The sequence below is a fragment of the Caballeronia glebae genome, from assembly GCF_001545035.1.
GTDB classification, from domain to species: Bacteria; Pseudomonadota; Gammaproteobacteria; order Burkholderiales; family Burkholderiaceae; genus Caballeronia; species Caballeronia glebae.
In genome coordinates this window covers 1-24,056 of the sequence record NZ_FCOJ02000023.1, presented here as the reverse complement: position 1 = coordinate 24,056, position 24,056 = coordinate 1, and the positions used below count along the sequence as shown (strand labels likewise).

Below are 24,056 nucleotides of genomic sequence, written 5' to 3'. Positions count from 1 at the left end.
TCCTTAACGCTTGTGACGGCGCTGGACGATCATCGTCGTCGTGCGCTTATTGCTGCGGGTGCGATAGCCCTTCGTCGGCGTGCCCCACGGGCTCACCGGATCGCGACCTGCAGCCGTCTTGCCTTCACCACCGCCGTGCGGGTGATCGACCGGATTCATTGCAACGCCACGCACCGTCGGGCGGATGCCGCGCCAGCGGTTCGCGCCAGCCTTACCGATTTGACGGAGGCTATGCTCTTCGTTGCCGACTTCACCGATCGTCGCGCGGCACTCGACGTGCACGCGGCGAATTTCGCCCGAGCGCAGACGCACCTGAGCGTAGACGCCTTCGCGAGCCAGCAGCATTGCCGACGTGCCAGCCGAACGCGCCATTTGCGCGCCCTTGCCCGGCAGCATTTCGATGCAGTGGATCGTCGTACCGACCGGAATGTTGCGGATCGGCAGGGTGTTACCTGCGCGGATCGGCGCTTCCGAACCGGACATCAGCTGCGTGCCGACCGTCACGCCCTTCGGCGCGATGATGTAGCGGCGCTCGCCGTCTGCGTACAGAACCAGCGCGATGTTCGCGCTACGGTTCGGGTCGTACTCAAGACGCTCGATCTTTGCCGGAATGCCGTCCTTGTTGCGACGGAAATCGACGATACGATACTGCTGCTTGTGACCGCCACCTTGGTGACGCGTGGTGATACGGCCGTTGTTGTTACGGCCCGCCGACTTGGATTGTGCGTCGAGCAGCGCTGCGTGCGGCTTGCCCTTATGCAGATCCTTGTTGACGATTTTGACCATCGCGCGGCGACCCGGCGAGGTCGGCTTAACTTTCACGATTGCCATGATTACTTGGCCTCCGCTTCAAAGTTGATTTCCTGGCCGGGCTTCAGGCAGACGTACGCCTTCTTCACGTCCTTGCGCTTGCCGTTGAAGCGGCCAAAGCGCTTTGCTTTGCCCTTCGTGACGAGCACGTTGACGGAATTGACTTCGACCTTGAACAACAGCTCGACAGCAGCCTTAACTTCCTGCTTCGTGGCGTCCGGCGCGACTTCGAACACGACTTGTTCGTTCTTGTCGGCAACCAGCGTCGCCTTTTCGGAGATCACCGGCGCGAGCAGAACTTGCATCAAACGATGATCGTTTTTGCGAATCTCGCTCATGACAGCAACTCCTCGATCTGAGCGACCGCGGCCTTCGTGATCAAAATCTTCTTGAAGTAGATCAGCGAGAGCGGGTCGGCGTAACGCGGCTCGACAACCGCCACGTGGGCCAGGTTGCGCGACGCGAGGTACAGGTTTTCGTCAACCGTATCGGTAATGACCAACACGGAGTCGAGACCCATTGCCTTGAATTTTTCGGCCAACAGCTTGGTCTTCGGAGCTTCGAGCACGAATTCTTCGACCACAGCGATACGGCCTTCGCGAGCCAACTGCGAGAAGATCGAACGGAGACCCGCGCGATGCATCTTCTTGTTGACCTTGTGCGAGAAGTTTTCTTCCGGCGAATTCGGGAAGATGCGACCACCGCCACGCCACAACGGGCTCGACGACATACCGGCACGAGCACGGCCCGTACCCTTCTGGCGCCACGGCTTCTTGGTGGTGTGCTTGACCTGCTCGCGATCCTTCTGCGCGCGGTTGCCGCTACGTGCGTTCGCTTGATAAGCGACGACGACCTGGTGAATCAGGGCTTCGTTGTAATCGCGACCGAACACGACGTCCGATGCGTTCACGCCAGCACCTTCCTGACCATTGGCATTCAGGAGCTTAAGTTCCATTATTTCGCTCCTTTCACAGCACGCGTCTTGACGGCCGGGGTCACGAAGACCTTGCCGCCCTTCGCACCCGGAACAGCACCGCGGACGAGCAGCAGATTGCGCTCAGCGTCGATGCGGGCGATTTCGAGGTTTTGAACCGTAACGGTATCGTCACCGAGGTGACCAGTCATGCGCTTACCCGGGAACACGCGACCCGGATCCTGCGCCATACCGATCGAACCCGGAACGTTGTGCGAACGCGAGTTACCGTGCGATGCGCGGCCCGAAGCGAAGTTGTAGCGCTTGATCGTACCGGCGTAGCCCTTACCGATCGACGTGCCTTGCACATCAACTTTCTGGCCAACTTCGAAAATATCCGTAGCGATGACAGCGCCGTTCGACAGTTCACCTGCCTTGGCCGCATCGATCTGGAATTCCTTGAGGACTTCACCGGCTTGAACGCCGGCTTTGGCGAGGTGACCCGCCAACGGCTTCGTCACGCGCGAGGCGCGGCGAGTACCGAATGCAACCTGAACGGCGGTATAACCATCCGTTTCAACGGTCTTGATCTGCGTCACGCGGTTGTCCGACACGTCCAGCACGGTGACGGGGATGGAGTCCCCCTCAGGCGTGAAGATACGGGTCATGCCAACCTTGCGACCTACGAGTCCAAGGCTCATCGTTTTCTCCATTCCCAACTGCGATTGGTCGGGGCTGATTTACAAATGCCGGCTTCGTTACGAGAAACTGGGTCGGCCTTTTTACGTCTTGTCTTGCGTTCTTTTCATGCGCATAGGCGCGAAAAGCCTTGGAGTATAACAAGGCTTTTCGAATCCCGCAAGCAATCAAAGACTTAGCTTCGTCTGGCGAGCCAGCGGAGCTTTTGGGACTTACTGCAGCTTGATTTCTACGTCGACGCCTGCCGGCAGGTCGAGCTTCATCAGCGCGTCGACGGTCTTGTCCGTCGGATCGACGATGTCCATCAGGCGCTGGTGCGTACGGATTTCGAGCTGATCGCGCGACGTCTTGTTGACGTGCGGCGAACGCAGAATGTCAAAACGCTGAATACGCGTCGGCAGCGGCACCGGGCCACGGACGATCGCGCCAGTCCGCTTCGCCGTGTCGACGATCTCGGCTGCCGATTGATCGATCAGGCGATAGTCGAAAGCCTTCAGACGAATGCGGATTTTTTGGTTTTGCATGACGATTCCTTGAAAAGAGCGAGGCGGTATTGCACCGCACATTGGCAAAAGAGCGTAGGACCGGATACCCGTTGAGAACGAGCATCCGGCCCCGGTTTACTGCATTACAGCAACTTCAAATCGAGCAAGCCCGATATCTTACTCGATAATCTTTGCCACGACACCGGCGCCGACGGTACGGCCGCCTTCGCGGATGGCGAAGCGCAGACCTTCTTCCATGGCGATCGGAGCGATCAGCTTGACCGTGATCGACACGTTGTCGCCCGGCATCACCATTTCCTTATCCTTCGGCAGCTCGATCGAGCCCGTCACGTCCGTCGTACGGAAGTAGAACTGCGGACGGTAGTTGTTGAAGAACGGCGTGTGACGGCCGCCTTCGTCCTTGCTCAGCACATACACTTCAGCCGTGAAGTGCGTGTGCGGCGTGATCGAACCCGGCTTGGCCAGAACTTGGCCACGCTCCACGTCTTCACGCTTCGTGCCGCGCAGCAGGATACCGACGTTGTCGCCTGCCTGACCTTGGTCGAGCAGCTTGCGGAACATTTCCACGCCCGTGCAGGTCGTCTTCACCGTCGGCTTGATGCCGATGATTTCGATTTCCTCGCCGACCTTCACCACACCGCGCTCGATACGGCCCGTCACCACCGTGCCGCGACCCGAGATCGAGAACACGTCTTCCACCGGCATCAGGAACGAGCCGTCAACTGCGCGTTCCGGCGTCGGGATGTACGTGTCCAGCGCGTCGGCCAGGCTCATGATTGCCACTTCACCCAGCTCGCCCGTGTCGCCTTCCAGCGCCAGCTTGGCCGAACCCTTGATGATCGGCGTGTCGTCGCCCGGGAAGTCGTACTTCGAGAGAAGCTCGCGCACTTCCATTTCGACGAGTTCGAGCAGCTCGGCGTCGTCCACCATGTCGCACTTGTTCAGGAACACGATGATGTACGGCACGCCAACCTGGCGAGCCAGCAGGATGTGCTCACGCGTTTGCGGCATCGGGCCGTCAGCGGCCGAACACACCAGGATCGCGCCGTCCATCTGCGCTGCACCCGTGATCATGTTCTTCACGTAGTCGGCGTGGCCCGGGCAGTCGACGTGTGCGTAGTGGCGGTTAGCCGTTTCGTACTCGACGCGCGCGGGATTGATGGTAATACCACGTGCCTTTTCTTCCGGCGCTGCATCGATCTGGTCGTATGCCTTCGCTTCGCCACCGAACTTCTTGGTCAGCACCGTCGTGATCGCTGCCGTCAGCGTGGTCTTGCCGTGGTCAACGTGACCGATCGTGCCCACGTTCACGTGCGGCTTGGTCCGCTCGAATTTACCTTTTGCCATGATTACCTTCTTTTCAGAGATTGTTTGTCGGTTAAAGCTTGTGGCCTGCCGAAATTACTTGCCCTTCGCGTTGATGATCGCGTCGGCGACGTTACGCGGAGCTTCAGCATAGTGCTTAAATTCCATCGTGTACGTCGCGCGGCCTTGCGTCAGCGAACGCAGCGAGGTCGAATAGCCGAACATTTCCGACAGCGGCACTTCAGCGCGGACGATCTTGCCGCCGCCAATCATGTCTTCCATGCCCTGGACGATACCGCGACGGCCCGACAGGTCGCCCATCACGTTGCCCATGTAGTCTTCCGGCGTTTCGACTTCCACAGCCATCATCGGTTCGAGGATGACCGGGCTTGCCCTGCGCATTGCTTCCTTGAAGGCCATCGAGCCGGCCATACGGAACGCGTTTTCGTTCGAGTCGACGTCGTGGTAAGAACCGAACGTCAGGTGAACCTTCACGTCTACAACCGGGAAGCCAGCCAGCACGCCAGCCTTCAGCGTTTCCTGGATACCCTTGTCCACGGCCGGGATGTATTCGCGCGGAATCACGCCGCCCTTGATCTCGTCCAGGAACTCGTAGCCCTTGCCCTGCTCATTCGGCTCAAGCGTGATGACCGCGTGACCGTACTGGCCGCGACCACCCGACTGCTTGACGAACTTGCCGTCAACGTCTTCCGCCTTGCTGCGAATCGTTTCGCGGTAAGCAACCTGCGGCTTGCCGACGGTCGCTTCCACGCCGAATTCACGGCGCATCCGGTCAACCAGAATTTCGAGGTGCAGTTCGCCCATGCCCGAAATAATGGTCTGGCCCGATTCTTCGTCCGTTTGAACGCGGAACGACGGATCTTCCTGTGCCAGACGGTTCAGCGCCAGGCCCATCTTTTCCTGGTCGGGCTTCGTCTTCGGCTCGACGGCCTGCGAAATCACCGGCTCCGGGAAAATCATGCGTTCGAGCACGATCGGGCTTTGCGGATCGCACAGCGTGTCGCCCGTGGTCGCTTCCTTCAGGCCGACGGCTGCCGCGATGTCGCCCGCGCGCACTTCCTTGATTTCTTCGCGCTGATTCGCGTGCATCTGCAGAATACGGCCGAGACGTTCCTTCTTGTCCTTGGTCGCGTTCAGCACGGTGTCACCCGAATTCACGATGCCCGAATACACGCGGAAGAAGATCAGCTGACCGACGAACGGATCCGTCATGATCTTGAACGCCAGCGCCGAGAACTTCTCGTCGTCGGCTGCGCGGCGCTCGCCCTTCTCGCCGCTTTGCAGTTCGCCCGTGACCGGCGGAATGTCGACCGGCGACGGCAGGAAATCGATCACGGCGTCGAGCATGCGCTGCACGCCCTTGTTCTTGAACGCGGTGCCGCACAGCATCGGCTGGATTTCGCACGCGATGGTCCGGTCACGGATCGCCTTGACGATTTCCGCTTCGGTCAGCTCTTCGCCGCCGAGGTACTTTTCCATCAGTTCTTCGGTAGCTTCGGCGGCCGATTCGATCATCTTCTCGCGCCACTCGTTGCAGCTATCGACGAGTTCAGCGGGGATGTCGACGTAATCGAACTTCGTACCTTGGGACGCTTCGTCCCAAATGATCGCCTTCATCTTGATCAGATCGACGACGCCCTTGAAGTTCTCTTCCGAGCCGATCGGCACCACGACGGGCACCGGGTTCGCCTTCAGACGCGTCTTCAACTGTTCATAGACCTTGAAGAAGTTCGCGCCCGTACGGTCCATCTTGTTGACGAACGCGAGACGCGGAACCTTGTACTTGTTCGCCTGACGCCACACGGTTTCCGACTGCGGCTGCACGCCGCCCACTGCGCAGTAGACCATGCACGCGCCGTCGAGCACGCGCATCGAGCGCTCGACTTCGATCGTGAAGTCGACGTGACCCGGGGTGTCGATGATGTTGATGCGGTGCTCGGGATAGTTGCCGCCCATGCCCTTCCAGAAGGCGGTCGTGGCAGCCGACGTAATCGTGATGCCGCGCTCCTGCTCCTGTTCCATCCAGTCCATCGTCGCAGCGCCGTCGTGAACTTCACCAATCTTGTGGTTCACGCCCGTGTAAAACAGAATTCGCTCGGTCGTCGTCGTCTTGCCGGCGTCGATGTGAGCGCTAATACCGATATTGCGGTAGCGCTCGATAGGTGTCTTGCGAGCCACTTTGGATCCTTTTTCGGTCAACGCACCAGCCCTCATTTTTTTTGATGAGCTGGAGCGTTCTAACACAAACGGGCGAGGCGCCTGGAGTAGCGCACCCGCCCTGATTTTCCGTTATGCCCTGGAGCGGGAGCTTAGAAACGGAAATGCGAGAATGCCTTGTTGGCCTCGGCCATGCGGTGAACTTCGTCGCGCTTCTTCATTGCGCCGCCACGGCCTTCAGCCGCTTCCGAAAGTTCACCTGCAAGACGCAGGGCCATCGACTTTTCGCTGCGCTTCTTCGCGGCTTCACGCAACCAACGCATCGCCAATGCCATACGACGCGAGGGACGCACTTCGACCGGAACCTGATAGTTGGCACCACCAACGCGACGGCTCTTCACTTCGACCACCGGCTTCACGTTGTTGAGCGCAACCGTGAACACTTCCAGCGGGTCCTTGCCACCCTTGGTCTGGATCTGCTCAAAAGCGCCGTACACGATACGCTCGGCAACCGACTTCTTGCCGGAGAGCATCAGCACGTTCATGAACTTGGCTACATCTACGTTGCCGAACTTCGGATCCGGCAACACTTCCCGCTTGGGGACTTCGCGACGACGCGGCATGATTCTTCCTTTACGTTTTCAGTTGGAGCGATTTTCCGCTCCGCGGCCACCAACGAACCCGATCCATCTATTCGACTAAACCAGCTTGGCCGGGTGACCACTTACTCGATAGCACCGGCACTTCCGGCACCACCGCCTTAACCGCCTTGCGGCGACCTGATTCCTTACTTCGACCGGCGACTTACTTGCCAGCCTTCGCGCGCTTCGCACCGTACTTCGAGCGAGCTTGCTTACGGTCCTTGACGCCCTGGGTATCCAGCGAGCCGCGAACCATGTGGTAACGCACACCCGGCAAGTCCTTCACACGGCCGCCGCGAATCAGCACAACCGAGTGCTCCTGCAGGTTGTGGCCTTCACCGCCGATGTACGAAATGACTTCGAAGCCGTTGGTCAGGCGAACCTTGGCGACCTTACGGAGTGCCGAGTTCGGCTTCTTCGGCGTCGTCGTGTACACGCGAGTGCACACGCCGCGACGCTGGGGGCAGTCCTGCAGGGCCGGAGACTTGCTCTTCGTCGTTTCCGACGTGCGGCCTTTGCGAACCAATTGATTGATGGTTGGCATTGTCTAATCCTAAAAATGAACAGAATCCACGCAATTTTCTCGGGCAAAGCGAAAAGACTTGCGTGTTTAGCGATCTCGCCAATTGATTCCACGTTTGGCATCTGACGCAGGGCCAGATCCGAAGGCGGACCAATAACGAGAACCAAGCATGATATTCTGAAAATCGCAATCGGGTCAATACGTTGGAGCGATTTCGGTCACATTTCGAGCGACGGACGTCAATCCGATCCGGCCACATCGAGCAGTTCGTCGCCGAAACGCTCCAGTTTGCGCACGCCGATGCCCGGAATATGGCGCAAGTCGTCGATCGTATCGGGGTCGCTGCGCGCAATTTCGGCAAGCGTGGCGTCGTGGAAAATGACGTAGGCCGGCACGCCGTCGCTCTTTGCGGTCTCCGCGCGCCAGGTCCGCAGGCGCTCCCAGCGAGCCTTCTCGCGCGGCGACATGCCGGCGGTCGGGTCGGCGCGTTCGCCCGTGCGGCTCGACGACTGTCGGGCGCGCGTGGGCTTCACATATTTGCGCAGGGTAACGCCCTCTTCGCCCTTGAGCACGGGCTTGCTGGCGTCCGTCAGAACGAGCGCGCCGAAGCCGTCGTGATCGACTGCGAGATAGCCGAACGCGACCAGTTGGCGGAACACCGCGCGCCACTCGGGTTCAGACAGCGCCGCGCCGACGCCGAACGTCGAAATCTTCTCGTGTCCGCGTTGCAGGACCTTTTCGCTGCGCGTGCCGCGAAGGATGTCGATTAGATGCCCGGCTCCGAAACGGAAGCCGCTCGCCTTCTCAGCACGATAAACGCACGACAGCGCCATCTGCGCCTCGCGCGTGGCATCGAAGGATGCGGGCGGTTCGATACACGTGTCGCAATTGCCGCACGGCTGGCTCGCTTCGCCGAAGTACGCGAGCAGACGCACGCGCCGGCATGACGCGGCTTCGCACAGTCCGAGCAGCGCGTCGAGCTTGCCTGTCTGCACGCGCTTGTGGGCGTCGTCGGCTTCCGATTCGTCGATCATCTTGCGCTGCTGCACGACATCGCCGAGGCCATAGGCCATCCACGCGTTCGCCGGCATGCCGTCGCGGCCGGCGCGCCCGGTTTCCTGGTAGTAGCCCTCGACGCTCTTCGGCAAATCCAGATGCGCAACGAAGCGCACGTCCGGCTTGTCGATGCCCATGCCGAACGCGATCGTCGCGCACATCACGACGCCCTCCTCGCGCTGAAACATCTCCTGATGCTTCTGACGCTTTTCGAACTCCATGCCCGCGTGATATGGCAGCGCGCGAACGCCATGCCCTTTCAGCCACTCGGCCGTTTCCTCGACCTTGCGGCGCGACAGGCAATACACGACGCCTGCATCCGTCGTGCCGTCGTTGTTCGTATGCTCCGCGCGAATGAAGTCGAGCAGTTGCGCGCGCGCGTTGTCCTTCTCGACGATCCGATAGCGAATGTTCGGCCGATCGAAGCTGGAAACGAAGATGCGCGCGTCGTCGAGCGCGAGGCGATGGACGATTTCGTCGCGCGTGATTGCGTCGGCGGTCGCCGTGAGCGCAATGCGCGGCACATCCGGAAACCGCTCGTGCAAAACCGAAAGCTGAATGTACTCGGGACGGAAATCGTGACCCCATTGCGATACGCAATGCGCCTCGTCGATTGCGAAAAGACCGACCCGCGCGCGTTCGAGCAATTCCAGAAAGCGCGGCGTCATCAGACGTTCGGGTGCGACGTAGAGCAGATCGATATCGCCGTCGCGCAACGCGCGCTCGGTCGCGGCGGCCTCGGCGCCCGACAACGTCGAGTTCAGATAGGCCGCGCGCACGCCGACTTCCTTCATCGCGGCGACCTGATCCTGCATCAGTGCGATGAGCGGCGACACCACGATACCCGCGCCGAGCCCGGCCTCGCTGCGCACGAGCGACGGAATCTGATAACACAGCGACTTGCCGCCGCCCGTGGGCATGAGCACGAGCGAGTCGCCGCCGTTCGCGACATGCTCGACGATCTCCGCCTGTTGTCCGCGAAAGGCGGGATAGCCGAAGATTTCGTTGAGTATTTCGAGCGACCGGGACATGAACGAGAGCGTGCGAGGCGACGTGGAAGATAACGAATTCTACCAACGCATCCGCACTCGCCGACGCGGCCGAACGCATCGTTAGCCGAATGGCAGAGGTAGAAGCGAGAATCGGCACGCGAAAAAAAACCGCTCAGCCGAAGCTGAGCGGTTCGTAGGTGCTACGAGCGAGAGACGCTTACTCGTTGGTGTGCGGCTGTTGCTCCGCTGCCGGCGTTTCCGGCGTACCGAAGTCGAAAGATTCTTCGGCCGCGATCTGGTCGAAACGCTCGCGATCCGACGATTCCTTCGCCTTGCGTGCCTTGTGGAACGCGAGACCCGTACCAGCCGGAATCAGACGGCCGACGATCACGTTTTCCTTCAGGCCACGCAGATCGTCGCGCTTGCCCATGATCGCCGCTTCGGTCAGCACGCGGGTCGTTTCCTGGAACGAAGCCGCCGAGATGAACGAATCGGTCGACAGCGATGCCTTCGTGATACCGAGCAGCACGTTGTCGTACGCCGCCGGACGCTTGTCTTCCGCGATCATCTTGTCGTTTTCGTCGAGCATGTCCGAACGCTCGACCTGCTCGCCAGGGATGAAGCGCGTATCGCCGTTGTCGACGATCTGCACGCGACGCAGCATCTGACGCACGATCACTTCGATGTGCTTGTCGTTGATCTTCACGCCCTGCAGACGGTACACGTCCTGCACTTCGTCCACGATGTAGCGCGACAGCGCCTCGATACCCTGCAGACGCAGGATGTCGTGCGGATCGGCAGGACCGTCGACAATCATTTCGCCCTTGTTGACGACCTGACCATCGTGCACCAGCACCTGCTTTTCCTTCGCGATCAGGAACTCGTGCTGATTGCCTTCGAGGTCCGTGATGACAAGACGCTGCTTGCCCTTCGTGTCCTTACCGAACGACGTCGTGCCCGTGACTTCCGCCAGAATGCCGGCGTCCTTCGGCGAGCGCGCTTCGAACAGTTCGGCCACGCGCGGCAGACCACCGGTAATGTCACGCGTTTTCTGCGCTTCAACCGGGATACGCGCCAGCACTTCACCGACCTGCACTTGCTGACCATCCTTCACGGTGATCAGTGCGCCGACCTGGAAGCCGATCTGCACCGAATGCTCGGTGTTCGGGATCTTCACTTCCTCGCCGTTCGCGTCGAGCAGTTTGACCTGCGGACGCACGCTCTTGCCGGCCTGCGAGCCGCGGCGCTTCGCATCGATCGCGACGAGGGTCGAAAGACCGGTCACGTCGTCGATCTGTTTGGCCACCGTCACGCCTTCCTCGACGTTTTCGAACTTCACCGTACCGCCCCACTCGGTGATGATCGGACGCGTCAGCGGATCCCACTGAGCCAGTTGCGCGCCGGCCTTGATCGCCGCACCGTCGAGCTGCAGGAGCGTCGCGCCGTACGGGACCTTGTGACGCTCACGCTCGCGACCGAAGTCGTCCGCGATGATCGCCTCGCCCGAACGCGAAATGACGACCTGCTCGCCCTTCGCATTGGTGACGTAGCGCATCGTGGCCGTGAAGCGCAGCGTACCGTTGCTCTTCGCTTCCACCGTCGAAGCCACCGCCGCACGCGATGCCGCCCCACCGATGTGGAACGTACGCATCGTCAGCTGCGTGCCCGGCTCGCCGATCGACTGAGCAGCGATCACACCAACCGCTTCGCCGACGTTCACGCGCGAACCACGGCCGAGGTCGCGGCCATAGCACGACGCGCACAGGCCATAACGCGTTTCGCAAGTCAGCGGCGTGCGTACGCGCACTTCGTCGATGCCGAGGCGTTCGATCTCTTCCACCGAGTCTTCGTCGAGCAAATCACCCGACGCGTACAGCGTTTCCTGCGTTTCCGGATGGACGACGTCCGCCACCGCGACGCGACCGAGAATACGGTCACGCAGCGCTTCGACGACTTCACCGCCTTCGACCAACGCCTTCATCGCCACGCCGTTCGACGTGCCGCAATCTTCTTCGACGACGACCAGATCCTGCGTGACGTCGACGAGACGACGCGTCAGATAACCCGAGTTCGCGGTCTTCAACGCCGTATCCGCCAGACCCTTACGGGCGCCGTGCGTCGAGATGAAGTACTGCAACACGTTCAGGCCTTCGCGGAAGTTCGCGGTAATCGGCGTCTCGATAATCGAGCCATCCGGCTTCGCCATCAGGCCGCGCATACCGGCGAGCTGACGAATCTGCACCGCGGAACCACGCGCGCCCGAGTCGGCCATCATGTAGATGGAGTTGAACGACTCCTGCTTCGTTTGGTTGCCGTCGCGATCGACCACCGGCTCCGTTGCGAGCTGCTCCATCATCGCCTTGCCGACCGCTTCCGACGTTGCCGACCAGATGTCGACCACGTTGTTGTAGCGTTCCTGCGCGGTGACGAGACCCGACATGTACTGGCGGTCGTACTCCTTCACCTTCTTCGCGGCGTCGCCGACGATGGTTTCCTTCTGCGGCGGCACGAGCATGTCGTCGACGCAAATCGAGATACCGGCGCGCGTTGCGAGACGGAAGCCCATTTGCATCAACTGGTCGGCGAAGATCACCGTTTCGCGCAGACCGCACTTGCGGAACGCCGTGTTGATCAGTTGCGAAATCTGCTTCTTCTTCAGCGGCTTGTTCAGCACCGTGAACGGCAGACCCGGCGGCAAAATCTCCGACAGGATCGAACGGCCGACGGTCGTCGCGAACAGCGAGATCTTCGGCACGAACTTCGGCGCGCCTTCGCTCGTGTCCTCGTTCGCCACCATTTCGGTGATACGCACGTTGACGCGCGAAGCCAGCTCGACTTCCTTGTTCTCGTACGCGCGGATCGCTTCCGACACGCCCGTGAACGTCATGCCCTCGCCCTTGCCATTCACCGCTTCACGCGACGCATAGTAAAGGCCGAGCACGATATCCTGCGACGGCACGATCGACGGATCGCCGTTGGCCGGGAACAGGACGTTGTTCGACGCCAGCATCAGCGTGCGCGCTTCCATCTGCGCTTCGAGCGACAGCGGCACGTGAACGGCCATCTGGTCACCGTCGAAGTCGGCGTTGAACGCCGCGCAGACGAGCGGGTGCAGCTGGATCGCCTTACCTTCGATCAGCACCGGCTCGAAAGCCTGAATGCCAAGACGGTGCAGCGTAGGCGCGCGGTTCAGCATCACCGGATGCTCGCGGATCACCTCTTCCAGGATGTCCCACACGACCGGCGTCTGGTTCTCGACTTCCTTCTTCGCGGCCTTGATGGTTGTAGCCACGCCCATCACTTCCAGCTTGTTGAAGATGAAAGGCTTGAACAGTTCGAGCGCCATCAGCTTCGGCAGACCGCACTGGTGCAGCTTGAGCGTCGGACCGACCACGATCACCGAACGGCCCGAGTAGTCCACGCGCTTACCGAGCAAGTTCTGACGGAAACGACCGCCCTTACCCTTGATCATGTCGGCGAGCGACTTCAGCGGACGCTTGTTCGCGCCGGTCATCGCCTTGCCGCGACGGCCGTTGTCGAGCAGCGAATCGACGGCTTCCTGCAGCATCCGCTTTTCGTTGCGGACGATGATTTCAGGCGCCTTCAGTTCGAGCAGACGCTTCAACCGGTTGTTACGGTTGATCACGCGGCGATACAGGTCGTTCAGGTCCGACGTCGCGAAACGGCCGCCATCCAGCGGCACGAGCGGACGCAGTTCCGGCGGCAGCACCGGCAGCACTTCGAGCACCATCCAGTCAGGCTTGATGCCCGAACGCTGGAAGGCTTCGAGCACCTTCAGGCGCTTCGCGTACTTCTTGATCTTCGCTTCCGAACCCGTGTTCTTGAGTTCGGTGCGAAGCATTTCGACCTGTTCGTCGATGTTGATCGCGCGCAGCAGTTCGCGCACGCCTTCCGCGCCCATTTCGGCACGGAATTCGTCACCGTACTCTTCGACCTTGTTGTAGTAATCCTCTTCGGTCATGATCTGCCGCGCTTTCAGCGGCGTCATGCCCGGATCGATCACCACATATGCTTCGAAGTACAGCACGCGTTCGATGTCGCGCAGCGTCATGTCGAGCACCATGCCCAGACGCGACGGCAGCGACTTCAGGAACCAGATGTGCGCGACCGGCGAGGCCAGCTCGATGTGGCCCATCCGTTCGCGACGCACCTTCGCCAGCGTCACTTCGACGCCGCACTTCTCGCAGATCACGCCGCGATGCTTCAGGCGCTTGTACTTGCCGCACAGGCATTCGTAGTCCTTGATCGGACCAAAAATTTTCGCGCAGAACAGACCATCCCGCTCCGGCTTGAACGTGCGGTAATTGATGGTCTCCGGCTTCTTCACTTCGCCGAACGACCAAGAACGAATCTTGTCGGGCGACGCGAGGCCGATCTTGATCGCATCAAAAACTTCTTCTTGTTGGACTTGCTTGAATAGATCGAGCAGAGCTTTCATTGCTTTCTCTCCGTAGTCCGATTAGTTGCGGTCCAGATCGATATCAATACCGAGCGAGCGGATTTCCTTCACCAACACATTGAAGGATTCCGGCATGCCCGCGTCGATCACGTGGTCGCCCTTGACGAGGTTCTCATAAACCTTCGTCCGGCCGTTCACGTCGTCCGACTTGACCGTCAGCATTTCTTGCAGCACATACGACGCGCCATACGCTTCCAGTGCCCACACTTCCATCTCACCGAAGCGCTGACCACCGAACTGCGCCTTACCACCCAGCGGCTGCTGCGTGACGAGCGAGTACGGGCCGGTCGAACGCGCGTGCATCTTGTCGTCGACCAAGTGGTGCAGCTTCAGGTAGTGCATGTAGCCAACCGTGACCGTGCGTTCGAACGGTTCGCCAGTGCGACCGTCGTGCAGCGTGACCTGGTTCTTCGACGGCGTCATGCCGAGGTTCGCGGCGATTTGGTCCGGGAACGCCAGATCGAGCGCGCGCGTCATTTCGCCTTCCGTCGCGCCGTCGAACACCGGCGTCGCGAACGGCACGCCTTCGCGCAGGTTCTTCGCCAGTTCGACGATCTCGTCGTCCGAGAAGCTTTCCAGCTCTTCCTTGCGGCCCGACTCGTTATAGATCTGCGTGAGGAACTGACGCATTTCTTCGATCTTCGCCTGACGCTGCATCATCTCGCCGATGCGCCAGCCGAGACCCTTCGCGGCCCAGCCCAGATGCACTTCGAGAATCTGACCCACGTTCATCCGCGACGGCACGCCGAGCGGATTCAGCACGACGTCGGCCGGACGGCCATCGGCCATGTACGGCATGTCTTCGATCGGCACGATCTTCGACACGACACCCTTGTTACCGTGACGGCCCGCCATCTTGTCGCCAGGCTGCAGACGACGCTTGACCGCGAGATACACCTTGACCATCTTCAGCACGCCCGGCGGCAATTCGTCGCCTTGCGTGAGCTTCTTGCGCTTCTCTTCGAACGCGAGGTCGAACTGGTGACGCTTCTGCTCGATCGAGTCCTTGATCGCTTCCAGCTGCGCCGCCGCTTCTTCGTCCGCGAGGCGGATGTCGAACCAGTGGTAGTGGTCGAGATCTTCGAGGTACGCGAGATCGATCGCCGTGCCCTTCGCGAGCTTCTTCGGACCGCCGTTCGCGATCTTGCCGTTCAGCATGCGGGCGAGACGCGAGAACGCGTCGCCTTCCACGATACGCAGCTGGTCGTTCAGGTCGAGGCGATAGCGCTTCAGTTCGTCGTCGATGATCTGTTGCGCGCGCTTGTCACGCGTGATGCCTTCGCGCGTGAACACTTGCACGTCGATAACCGTGCCGCTCATGCCCGAGGGCACGCGCAGCGACGTGTCCTTCACGTCCGATGCTTTCTCGCCGAAGATCGCGCGCAGCAGCTTTTCTTCCGGCGTCAGCTGGGTTTCGCCCTTCGGCGTGACCTTGCCGACCAGCACGTCGCCCGCTTCGACTTCCGCGCCGATGTACACGATGCCCGACTCGTCGAGACGGCCAAGCTGCACTTCCGCGAGGTTCGAAATGTCGCGCGTGATTTCTTCCGGTCCGAGCTTCGTGTCGCGAGCAACGACGTTCAACTCTTCGATGTGGATCGACGTATAGCGATCGTCCGCAACAACCTTCTCCGAGATCAAAATCGAGTCTTCGAAGTTGTAGCCGTTCCACGGCATGAACGCGACCAGCATGTTCTGGCCAAGCGCGAGCTCGCCCAGGTCCGTCGAGGCGCCGTCGGCCAGCACGTCGCCGCGCGAAACCTTGTCGCCGACCTTCGCGATCGGACGCTGGTTGATGTTCGTGTTCTGGTTCGAACGCGTGTACTTGATCAGGTTGTAGATGTCCACGCCGACGTCGCCGGCCACGGCTTCATCGTCGTTCACGCGAATCACGATACGGCCCGCGTCGACATAATCGACCACGCCACCGCGCAGCGCCTGAACCGTCGTACCCGAGTCGACCGCCACCGTACGCTCGATGCCCGTACCGACGACCGGCTTTTCCGGACGCAGGCAAGGCACGGCCTGACGCTGCATGTTCGAACCCATCAGCGCGCGGTTCGCGTCGTCGTGTTCGAGGAACGGAATCAGCGATGCCGCCACCGACACGATCTGCGACGGCGCCACATCCATGTACTGAATACGGTCCGGCGTGACCATCAGCGTTTCGCCCGCTTCACGCGACGACACGAGTTCGTCGGTCAGCGTGCCGTCTTCGGCCACCGCGGCGTTCGCCTGAGCGATCACGTAACGGCCTTCTTCGATCGCCGACAGATAGTCGATCTGATCCGTGACCTTGCTGTCCGTCACCTTGCGATACGGCGTTTCGAGGAAGCCGTATTCGTTCAGGTGCGCGTACAGAGCCAGCGAGTTGATCAGGCCGATGTTCGGACCTTCCGGCGTTTCAATCGGGCACACGCGACCGTAGTGCGTCGGGTGCACGTCGCGGACTTCAAAGCCAGCACGCTCACGCGTCAGACCGCCCGGGCCAAGAGCCGATACACGGCGCTTGTGGGTGATTTCCGACAGCGGGTTGGTCTGGTCCATGAACTGCGAGAGCTGCGACGAACCGAAGAACTCGCGAATCGCCGATGAAATCGGCTTCGAGTTGATCAGGTCGTGCGGCATCAGGTTTTCGCTTTCGGCCTGGCCGAGGCGTTCCTTCACAGCACGCTCGACACGCACGAGACCCGCGCGGAACTGGTTCTCCGCGAGTTCGCCGACGCAACGCACGCGACGATTGCCCAAGTGGTCGATATCGTCCACTTCGCCCTTGCCGTTACGCAGCTCGACGAGGATCTTGATGGTCGCGAGAATGTCGTCGTCCTGCAGCGTCATCGGGCCGACGATTTCGTCACGGCCCACGCGGCGGTTGAACTTCATGCGGCCGACCTTCGACAGGTCGTAGGCGTCTTCGCTGTAGAACAGACGGTTGAACAGCGCCTCGACCGCTTCTTCGGTCGGCGGCTCGCCCGGACGCATCATGCGGTAGATCGCGATACGCGCGGCCATCTTGTCGGCCGTTTCGTCGATACGCAGCGTCGACGAAATGTACGGTCCCTGATCCAGATCGTTCGTGTAGAGCGTCTGGATGTCCTTGACCTTCGCTTCACGCAGCTTTTCGAGGACCGTTTCGGTGATTTCCTCGTTAGCGTTCGCGATCACTTCGCCCGTTTCCGGATCGATCACGTTCTTCGCCAGCACGCGGCCAAGAAGGTACTCCTCCGGCACCGAGATGAACTTCGTCTTGGCGTTTTCGAGGTCGCGAATGTGCTTCGCGTTGATCCGCTTGTCCTTCGTGACGATGACGTTGCCATCGCGATCCTGGATGTCGAAACGCGCGACTTCGCCACGCAGACGCTCAGGAACGAATTCCATTTGCGCGCCTTCGCTCATCAGACCGAAGTTGTCGAATACGAAGAAGTTCGCGAGGATCTGCTCCGGCGACATGCCGATGGCTTTCAGCAGGATCGTGACCGGCATCTTGCGGCGCCGGTCGACGCGGAAATACAGCACGTCCTTCGGATCGAATTCGAAGTCGAGCCACGAACCGCGGTAGGGGATGATCCGAGCCGAGAACAGCAGCTTGCCGGAGCTGTGCGTCTTGCCCTTGTCATGCTCGAAGAACACGCCAGGCGAACGGTGGAGCTGCGACACGATCACGCGCTCCGTACCGTTGATGACGAACGAGCCCGTCGGCGTCATGAGCGGAATTTCGCCCATGTACACTTCCTGCTCCTTCACTTCCTTGACGACCGGCTTGCTCGGGGACTCCTTATCGAGCAAAACCAGGCGCACTTTCGCGCGCAGGGCCGAACAGTACGTCAGACCGCGCTGCTGGCATTCCTTGATGTTGAACGCGGGCGACGAGAGCATGTAGCTGACGAATTCGAGTCGCGCGAAACCGTTGTGCGAGACGATCGGGAAAACAGAGCTGAACGCAGCCTGCAAGCCTTCTGACTTGCGCTGCGAAGAAGACGTGTCCGCTTGCAGAAACGTCTGGAATGATTCAAGCTGGGTCGCCAGCAAAAAGGGAACTTGGTGAACGATGGGGCGCTTCGCGAAACTCTTGCGAATACGCTTCTTCTCGGTGAAGGAATATTGCATACGATCTCCGAATCACGGCGGGCGTTACCGAGGCGGGATACCTCGATGCCACAGCCCGGTGTTCACCGACTGAGACTCGCGCCAGCCCCAAGGAGACGCGCGAATCTAGAAGCTTGGTGGTTGGCCGCTACCAACCGCTGGCTGACGGCAGCGGATGCCTGTACTTCCCGCTACCCGACCAAACTTGCCTTCTGCAGTCGCTTCAGAAGACAAAGAGAACGATCGGAAAATTCTGCCGTTCCGGGCGTTCTCTTTGGCTTCTGCGGAGACATTTATGCTTGCTGACAAGCATAAAAACTGCGTCCCCACAAAGCACAAAAAGGCCGGCGGTGGAAAACCGCCAGCCTTCGCATAGCGCCGAAAACCTTACTTGATTTCAGCCTTCGCGCCTGCTTCTTCCAGCTTCTTCTTCGCTTCTTCAGCAGCAGCCTTCGGAACCGCTTCCTTGACAGGCTTCGGTGCACCGTCGACCAGGTCCTTCGCTTCCTTCAGGCCGAGACCCGTCAGTTCGCGAACAGCCTTAATCACGGAAACCTTGTTCGCGCCCACTTCAAGCAGGTTCACGGTGAACTCGGTTTGCTCTTCGACTGCAGCAGCAGCGCCGCCGCCAGCGGGGCCAGCAACTGCCACAGCAGCAGCCGACACGCCAAACTTCTCTTCGAACGCCTTGACCAGTTCGTTCAGTTCGAGAACCGACATCGAGCCAACGGCTTCCAGGATGTCTTCTTTTGCGATTGCCATTTGAAATACTCCTAAATTGAATTCGGATCGAGCTAGCGATCTAGCTAATACCTAACTGAGCAACTGGTGCCCAAGTGCGGACGTTATGCAGCTTCGCCTTGCTTCTTCTCGGCGAGCGCGGCCAAAGCGCGCGCGAAGCCGGAAACAGGTGCTTGCATGACGTACAGCAGCTTGGAGAGCAGTTCTTCGCGGCTCGGGATGCTGGCCAGCGCTTGCACGCCTGCCTTGTCCATCACGTTGCCTTCGTAGGAACCAGCCTTGATGATCAACTTGTCATTGCTCTTACCGAAGTCGTTGACGACCTTGGCAGCGGCAATGGCATCTTCCGAGATGCCGTAGATCAGAGGACCGGTCATCTGCTCAGCCAGCGGAGCGAACGGGGTACCTTCCACAGCGCGACGCGCCAGCGTGTTCTTCAACACGCGCAGATACACCTGTTGCTCACGCGCTTTCGCGCGCAGCTTGGTCAGATCGCCAACCGTGATCCCACGATACTCAGCGAGCACCATCGTCTGAGCCTTCGCGACTTGCGCGGCGACTTCAGCGACAACTGCCTGCTTATCTTCTTTGTTCAGTGGCACGGTTAAACCTCCAGATTCGATGCATTCGGGTACCAACCCTTGTGCACCACGTTCAACAACGGCGTCCGACTGTTAGGAGTATTTCGATCGATTGGTGAGACGTCTCACGACGCTCGATAACCGACTTCAACCACTACAAAACTGTTCCGGGTTCGCCATCTGCGTTGGCTTGAATTAAGGCACTGCCTGCCTGCTGCATTACCACCAACGGTCTTTGACAACCGGTTGCCCGACTCGAAACCGCAATCTTGCAACCGCCCAAAGCCCATATGAAGCGCGGTCATCCGACCACGCTAGAATTTCTTACTGCTGCGCGAGCGTGGCTTGATCGACGCGAACGCCAACGCCCATCGTGCTCGACACGGCGATCTTGCGCAGGTACACACCCTTGCTCGTCGCCGGCTTTGCCTTTTGCAGCGCTTCGATCAGCGCGGACAGGTTTTGACGCAGCGATGCCGATTCGAACGATGCGCGACCGATCGTGCCGTGAATGATACCGGCCTTGTCCACGCGGAACTGAACCTGACCCGCCTTCGCGTTCTTCACCGCTTGGGCGACGTCCGGCGTAACCGTGCCGACCTTCGGGTTCGGCATCAGGCCACGCGGACCGAGAATCTGACCGAGCGTACCGACCACGCGCATCGTGTCCGGCGAAGCGATCACGACGTCGAAATTCAGATTGCCGGCCTTGACTTGCTCAGCCAGATCTTCCATACCGACCACATCTGCGCCAGCTGCGCGTGCTTGTTCCGCCTTTTCGCCTTGCGCGAACACTGCCACGCGAACCGACTTACCGGTACCGGCCGGGAGAACCACGGAGCCACGAACCACTTGATCCGACTTCTTCGCGTCGATGCCGAGTTGCACCGCAACGTCGATCGACTCGTCGAACTTCGCGCTCGCGCATTCCTTCACGAGGATCAGTGCGTCGTCGATCGCGTACAGCTTCTGACGATCAACCTTGGCCGCGAATGCCTTAAGGCGCTTAGAAAGCTTAGCCATTTACACGCCCTCCACAGTGATGCCCATCGAACGCGCGCTACCGGCGATCGTACGCACGGCTGCGTCGAGATCAGCTGCCGTAAGATCCGGCATCTTGGTCTTCGCGATTTCTTCCGCTTGAGCGCGGGTGATGTTGCCGACCTTGTCGGTGTGGGGCTTCGGCGAACCCTTCTGCACTGCAGCTGCCTTCTTGATCAGAACGGTAGCCGGCGGCGTCTTCATGATGAACGTGAAGCTCTTGTCCGCGAATGCCGTAATGACGACCGGCACCGGCAGGCCCGGCTCCATGCCCTGAGTCTGCGCGTTGAACGCCTTGCAGAACTCCATGATGTTCAGGCCACGCTGGCCCAGTGCCGGACCGACCGGCGGCGACGGGTTGGCTTTACCTGCAGGAATCTGCAGTTTGATAAAGCCGACAATTTTCTTTGCCATGTTGAAAACCTCTGCTGAACGCGTGAGCGTTCGGTGAGTGATAGCGCGCGTTCGACGTTGCCGGCTACTGACGCTCCTCAACGGCCATTACGCGGACCGTAAGCGCGAATCGCGCGATGGCCCGAAAGCCACGCGCGATCTATTCGATTAAACTTTTTCGACCTGACCGAACTCAAGTTCGACCGGCGTCGATCGCCCGAAGATCGTGACGGAGACACGGACTCGGGACTTTTCGTAATTCACTTCTTCGACGTTGCCGTTGAAGTCGGTGAACGGACCTTCCTTCACGCGAACCATCTCGCCAACTTCGAAGAGCGTCTTGGGTCGCGGCTTCTCGACGCCTTCCTGCATCTGCGACATGATCTTTTCGACTTCACGCGGCGAGATTGGGCTCGGGCGATTACGCGCACCGCCGACGAAACCGGTCACTTTGGCCGTATTCTTGACCAAGTGCCACGTTTCGTCCGTCATTTCCATTTCGACCAGGACGTAGCCCGGGAAGAAACGACGCTCGGTGACCGACTTGTGGCCGCCCTTTACTTCAACAACTTCTTCAGTCGGGACGAGAATCTGACCGAATTGGTCCTGCATGCCTGCGCGTTCGATGCGCTCCTGAAGCGCACGTTGCACGCTCTTCTCCATGCCGGAGTAGGCGTGCACCACATACCAACGTTTTCCACTCGGGGATGCCGGAGTATCGCTCATATCATTTCCAACCCAGAATCGCCGAGAAGATCACCCACTCGATCGACTTATCGCTAAGCCAAAGGAAGATGGCCATGATCAAAACAAACGCGAAGACCACCAAGGTCGTTTGCGTGGCCTCTTTGCGAGTCGGCCAGACAACCTTGCGGACTTCCTTGTACGAGTCTTTGGCAAAAGCGATGAAACCTTTGCCCGGCGCAGAGAGAAGACCGACTGCGACACCCGCGATGACACCAACAGCAAGCGCTGCGCCGCGGACGTACCATTCTTGGCCCGAAAGCCAGAAAAAGCCAACGAACCCGGCCAAGACCAACAATACGCCCGCCACCAACATCAACTTGTCGCCGGAAGTATTTACAGTTTCGACGGAAGGATTCGCCATAACACCTTAAACAGCGCCACTTGGCGCGAGAATTTGGCAGGGGCAGAGGGAATCGAACCCCCAACCTTCGGTTTTGGAGACCGACGCTCTGCCAGTTGAGCTATACCCCTAAACCATTTGGGGTCGACGGATTTCGCCGACCCCGAAACCGCTAACTACCGAGAAGATTTCTGGCTCTTACTCGATAATCTTTGCCACGACACCGGCGCCGACGGTACGGCCGCCTTCGCGGATGGCGAAGCGCAGACCTTCTTCCATGGCGATCGGAGCGATCAGCTTGACCGTGATCGACACGTTGTCGCCCGGCATCACCATTTCCTTATCCTTCGGCAGCTCGATCGAGCCCGTCACGTCCGTCGTACGGAAGTAGAACTGCGGACGGTAGTTGTTGAAGAACGGCGTGTGACGGCCGCCTTCGTCCTTGCTCAGCACATACACTTCAGCCGTGAAGTGCGTGTGCGGCGTGATCGAACCCGGCTTGGCCAGAACTTGGCCACGCTCCACGTCTTCACGCTTCGTGCCGCGCAGCAGGATACCGACGTTGTCGCCTGCCTGACCTTGGTCGAGCAGCTTGCGGAACATTTCCACGCCCGTGCAGGTCGTCTTCACCGTCGGCTTGATGCCGATGATTTCGATTTCCTCGCCGACCTTCACCACACCGCGCTCGATACGGCCCGTCACCACCGTGCCGCGACCCGAGATCGAGAACACGTCTTCCACCGGCATCAGGAACGAGCCGTCAACTGCGCGTTCCGGCGTCGGGATGTACGTGTCCAGCGCGTCGGCCAGGCTCATGATTGCCACTTCACCCAGCTCGCCCGTGTCGCCTTCCAGCGCCAGCTTGGCCGAACCCTTGATGATCGGCGTGTCGTCGCCCGGGAAGTCGTACTTCGAGAGAAGCTCGCGCACTTCCATTTCGACGAGTTCGAGCAGCTCGGCGTCGTCCACCATGTCGCACTTGTTCAGGAACACGATGATGTACGGCACGCCAACCTGGCGAGCCAGCAGGATGTGCTCACGCGTTTGCGGCATCGGGCCGTCAGCGGCCGAACACACCAGGATCGCGCCGTCCATCTGCGCTGCACCCGTGATCATGTTCTTCACGTAGTCGGCGTGGCCCGGGCAGTCGACGTGTGCGTAGTGGCGGTTAGCCGTTTCGTACTCGACGTGCGCGGTATTGATGGTAATACCACGTGCCTTTTCTTCCGGCGCTGCATCGATCTGGTCGTATGCCTTCGCTTCGCCACCGAACTTCTTGGTCAGCACCGTCGTGATCGCTGCCGTCAGCGTGGTCTTGCCGTGGTCAACGTGACCGATCGTGCCCACGTTCACGTGCGGCTTGGTCCGCTCGAATTTACCTTTGGCCATTTTCGACTCCTAACAGGATTTTCGCACCTTGCGCCGCGCGCAACTTACTAGACTGATACAGCTGGTGCCCATGGGCAGGATCGAACTGCCGACCTCTCCCTTACCAAGGGAGTGCTCTACCACTGAGCCACATGGGCACTACAAACCGACACTGGAGCGGGTGAAGGGAATCGAACCCTCGTCATAAGCTTGGAAGGCTTCTGCTCTACCATTGAGCTACACCCGCGAGGGTTGGATTCCCTTACCGCTTGAATTCTGGTGGAGGAGGTTGGATTCGAACCAACGTAGGCGTAAGCCAACAGATTTACAGTCTGCCCCCTTTAGCCACTCGGGCACCCCTCCGCAGAGAACTATCGATTATGGGGTAACAACGCATTGATGTCAAGCGTTTCTTACGACCCGAAACAATCGAGGCTCTCACCTATAGGTAGGACGAAAACACAAAAGCCCCAACTCTCGGAGTCGGGGCTTTTGCTTGCTTTTCAGCATGAGGAGCCTGACGATTACCTACTTTCACACGGGAACCCGCACTATCATCGGCGTGGAGTCGTTTCACGGTCCTGTTCGGGATGGGAAGGGGTGGGACCGACTCGCTATGGTCATCAGGCATGACTTGTTGTTGTGGGCCTTGAGGC

The 24,056-nt window shown here is 59.9% G+C and carries 19 protein-coding genes, 4 tRNA genes and 1 rRNA gene; all 24 read right to left on the bottom strand.

Annotated features, from left to right (window positions below):
- Nucleotides 1-3: 3 nt before the first annotated feature.
- Nucleotides 4-831, bottom strand: coding sequence for a 50S ribosomal protein L2 (rplB, locus tag AWB82_RS17230; protein ID WP_086969270.1), 828 nt, complete (start codon nucleotides 829-831; stop codon nucleotides 4-6).
- A 2-nt stretch (nucleotides 832-833) separates the two neighbouring features.
- Nucleotides 834-1,148: a 50S ribosomal protein L23 gene (gene rplW / locus AWB82_RS17225; protein WP_008343846.1), complete on the bottom strand. Its 315-nt coding sequence runs from the start codon at nucleotides 1,146-1,148 to the stop codon at nucleotides 834-836.
- Nucleotides 1,145-1,765: a 50S ribosomal protein L4 gene (gene rplD / locus AWB82_RS17220; protein WP_086969268.1), complete on the bottom strand. Its 621-nt coding sequence runs from the start codon at nucleotides 1,763-1,765 to the stop codon at nucleotides 1,145-1,147. The genes rplW and rplD overlap by 4 nt, the downstream gene beginning before the upstream one ends.
- The gene (gene rplC / locus AWB82_RS17215) at nucleotides 1,765-2,424 is read right to left on the bottom strand and encodes a 50S ribosomal protein L3 (protein WP_086969266.1); all 660 of its coding nucleotides are present in this window, start codon (nucleotides 2,422-2,424) and stop codon (nucleotides 1,765-1,767) included. The genes rplD and rplC overlap by 1 nt, the downstream gene beginning before the upstream one ends.
- 210 nt (nucleotides 2,425-2,634) lie before the next feature.
- Entirely contained in the window at nucleotides 2,635-2,946 is a 312-nt protein-coding gene (gene rpsJ / locus AWB82_RS17210; RefSeq protein WP_006998489.1) for a 30S ribosomal protein S10, read from the bottom strand.
- Between the two features lie 138 nt (nucleotides 2,947-3,084).
- Nucleotides 3,085-4,275 (bottom strand): elongation factor Tu, encoded by a 1,191-nt coding sequence (gene tuf, locus AWB82_RS17205; protein ID WP_086969264.1) that lies wholly within the window; start codon nucleotides 4,273-4,275, stop codon nucleotides 3,085-3,087.
- A gap of 54 nt (nucleotides 4,276-4,329) precedes the next feature.
- Complete coding sequence (gene fusA / locus AWB82_RS17200) at nucleotides 4,330-6,432, bottom strand: elongation factor G (RefSeq protein WP_086969262.1); 2,103 nt, start codon at nucleotides 6,430-6,432, stop codon at nucleotides 4,330-4,332.
- 131 nt (nucleotides 6,433-6,563) lie between these two features.
- Nucleotides 6,564-7,034, bottom strand: a complete 471-nt coding sequence (rpsG, locus tag AWB82_RS17195; RefSeq protein ID WP_006053291.1) for a 30S ribosomal protein S7 — start codon at nucleotides 7,032-7,034, stop codon at nucleotides 6,564-6,566.
- Between the two features lie 181 nt (nucleotides 7,035-7,215).
- Nucleotides 7,216-7,596, bottom strand: coding sequence for a 30S ribosomal protein S12 (rpsL, locus tag AWB82_RS17190; RefSeq protein ID WP_006053290.1), 381 nt, complete (start codon nucleotides 7,594-7,596; stop codon nucleotides 7,216-7,218).
- A 218-nt stretch (nucleotides 7,597-7,814) separates the two neighbouring features.
- Nucleotides 7,815-9,662 (bottom strand): DNA helicase RecQ, encoded by a 1,848-nt coding sequence (gene recQ / locus AWB82_RS17185; RefSeq protein WP_086969260.1) that lies wholly within the window; start codon nucleotides 9,660-9,662, stop codon nucleotides 7,815-7,817.
- A gap of 178 nt (nucleotides 9,663-9,840) precedes the next feature.
- On the bottom strand, nucleotides 9,841-14,082 hold the full coding sequence (gene rpoC, locus AWB82_RS17180; protein ID WP_086969258.1) for a DNA-directed RNA polymerase subunit beta': 4,242 nt from the start codon (nucleotides 14,080-14,082) through the stop codon (nucleotides 9,841-9,843).
- Nucleotides 14,083-14,103: 21 nt separating this feature from the next.
- Nucleotides 14,104-18,210: a DNA-directed RNA polymerase subunit beta gene (gene rpoB, locus AWB82_RS17175; protein ID WP_086969256.1), complete on the bottom strand. Its 4,107-nt coding sequence runs from the start codon at nucleotides 18,208-18,210 to the stop codon at nucleotides 14,104-14,106.
- A 366-nt stretch (nucleotides 18,211-18,576) separates the two neighbouring features.
- Nucleotides 18,577-18,951: a 50S ribosomal protein L7/L12 gene (gene rplL / locus AWB82_RS17170; RefSeq protein WP_035511392.1), complete on the bottom strand. Its 375-nt coding sequence runs from the start codon at nucleotides 18,949-18,951 to the stop codon at nucleotides 18,577-18,579.
- A gap of 83 nt (nucleotides 18,952-19,034) precedes the next feature.
- Nucleotides 19,035-19,532 (bottom strand): 50S ribosomal protein L10, encoded by a 498-nt coding sequence (rplJ, locus tag AWB82_RS17165; protein ID WP_086969254.1) that lies wholly within the window; start codon nucleotides 19,530-19,532, stop codon nucleotides 19,035-19,037.
- Nucleotides 19,533-19,835: 303 nt separating this feature from the next.
- Entirely contained in the window at nucleotides 19,836-20,534 is a 699-nt protein-coding gene (gene rplA, locus AWB82_RS17160) for a 50S ribosomal protein L1 (protein ID WP_086969252.1), read from the bottom strand.
- Entirely contained in the window at nucleotides 20,535-20,966 is a 432-nt protein-coding gene (rplK, locus tag AWB82_RS17155) for a 50S ribosomal protein L11 (RefSeq protein ID WP_086969250.1), read from the bottom strand.
- Nucleotides 20,967-21,113: 147 nt separating this feature from the next.
- Nucleotides 21,114-21,671, bottom strand: coding sequence for a transcription termination/antitermination protein NusG (nusG, locus tag AWB82_RS17150; RefSeq protein ID WP_086969248.1), 558 nt, complete (start codon nucleotides 21,669-21,671; stop codon nucleotides 21,114-21,116).
- Between the two features lies 1 nt (nucleotide 21,672).
- Nucleotides 21,673-22,053 (bottom strand): preprotein translocase subunit SecE, encoded by a 381-nt coding sequence (secE, locus tag AWB82_RS17145; RefSeq protein ID WP_008343790.1) that lies wholly within the window; start codon nucleotides 22,051-22,053, stop codon nucleotides 21,673-21,675.
- A gap of 34 nt (nucleotides 22,054-22,087) precedes the next feature.
- Nucleotides 22,088-22,163, bottom strand: a tRNA-Trp gene (locus AWB82_RS17140).
- Nucleotides 22,164-22,230: 67 nt separating this feature from the next.
- Nucleotides 22,231-23,421 (bottom strand): elongation factor Tu, encoded by a 1,191-nt coding sequence (gene tuf / locus AWB82_RS17135; RefSeq protein ID WP_062608713.1) that lies wholly within the window; start codon nucleotides 23,419-23,421, stop codon nucleotides 22,231-22,233.
- 62 nt (nucleotides 23,422-23,483) lie between these two features.
- A tRNA-Thr gene (locus AWB82_RS17130) sits at nucleotides 23,484-23,558 on the bottom strand.
- Between the two features lie 15 nt (nucleotides 23,559-23,573).
- Nucleotides 23,574-23,647: transfer RNA gene (locus AWB82_RS17125), tRNA-Gly, on the bottom strand.
- Nucleotides 23,648-23,677: 30 nt separating this feature from the next.
- A tRNA-Tyr gene (locus tag AWB82_RS17120) sits at nucleotides 23,678-23,763 on the bottom strand.
- A gap of 152 nt (nucleotides 23,764-23,915) precedes the next feature.
- Nucleotides 23,916-24,028, bottom strand: a 5S ribosomal RNA gene (gene rrf / locus AWB82_RS17115).
- Nucleotides 24,029-24,056 lie beyond the last annotated feature (28 nt).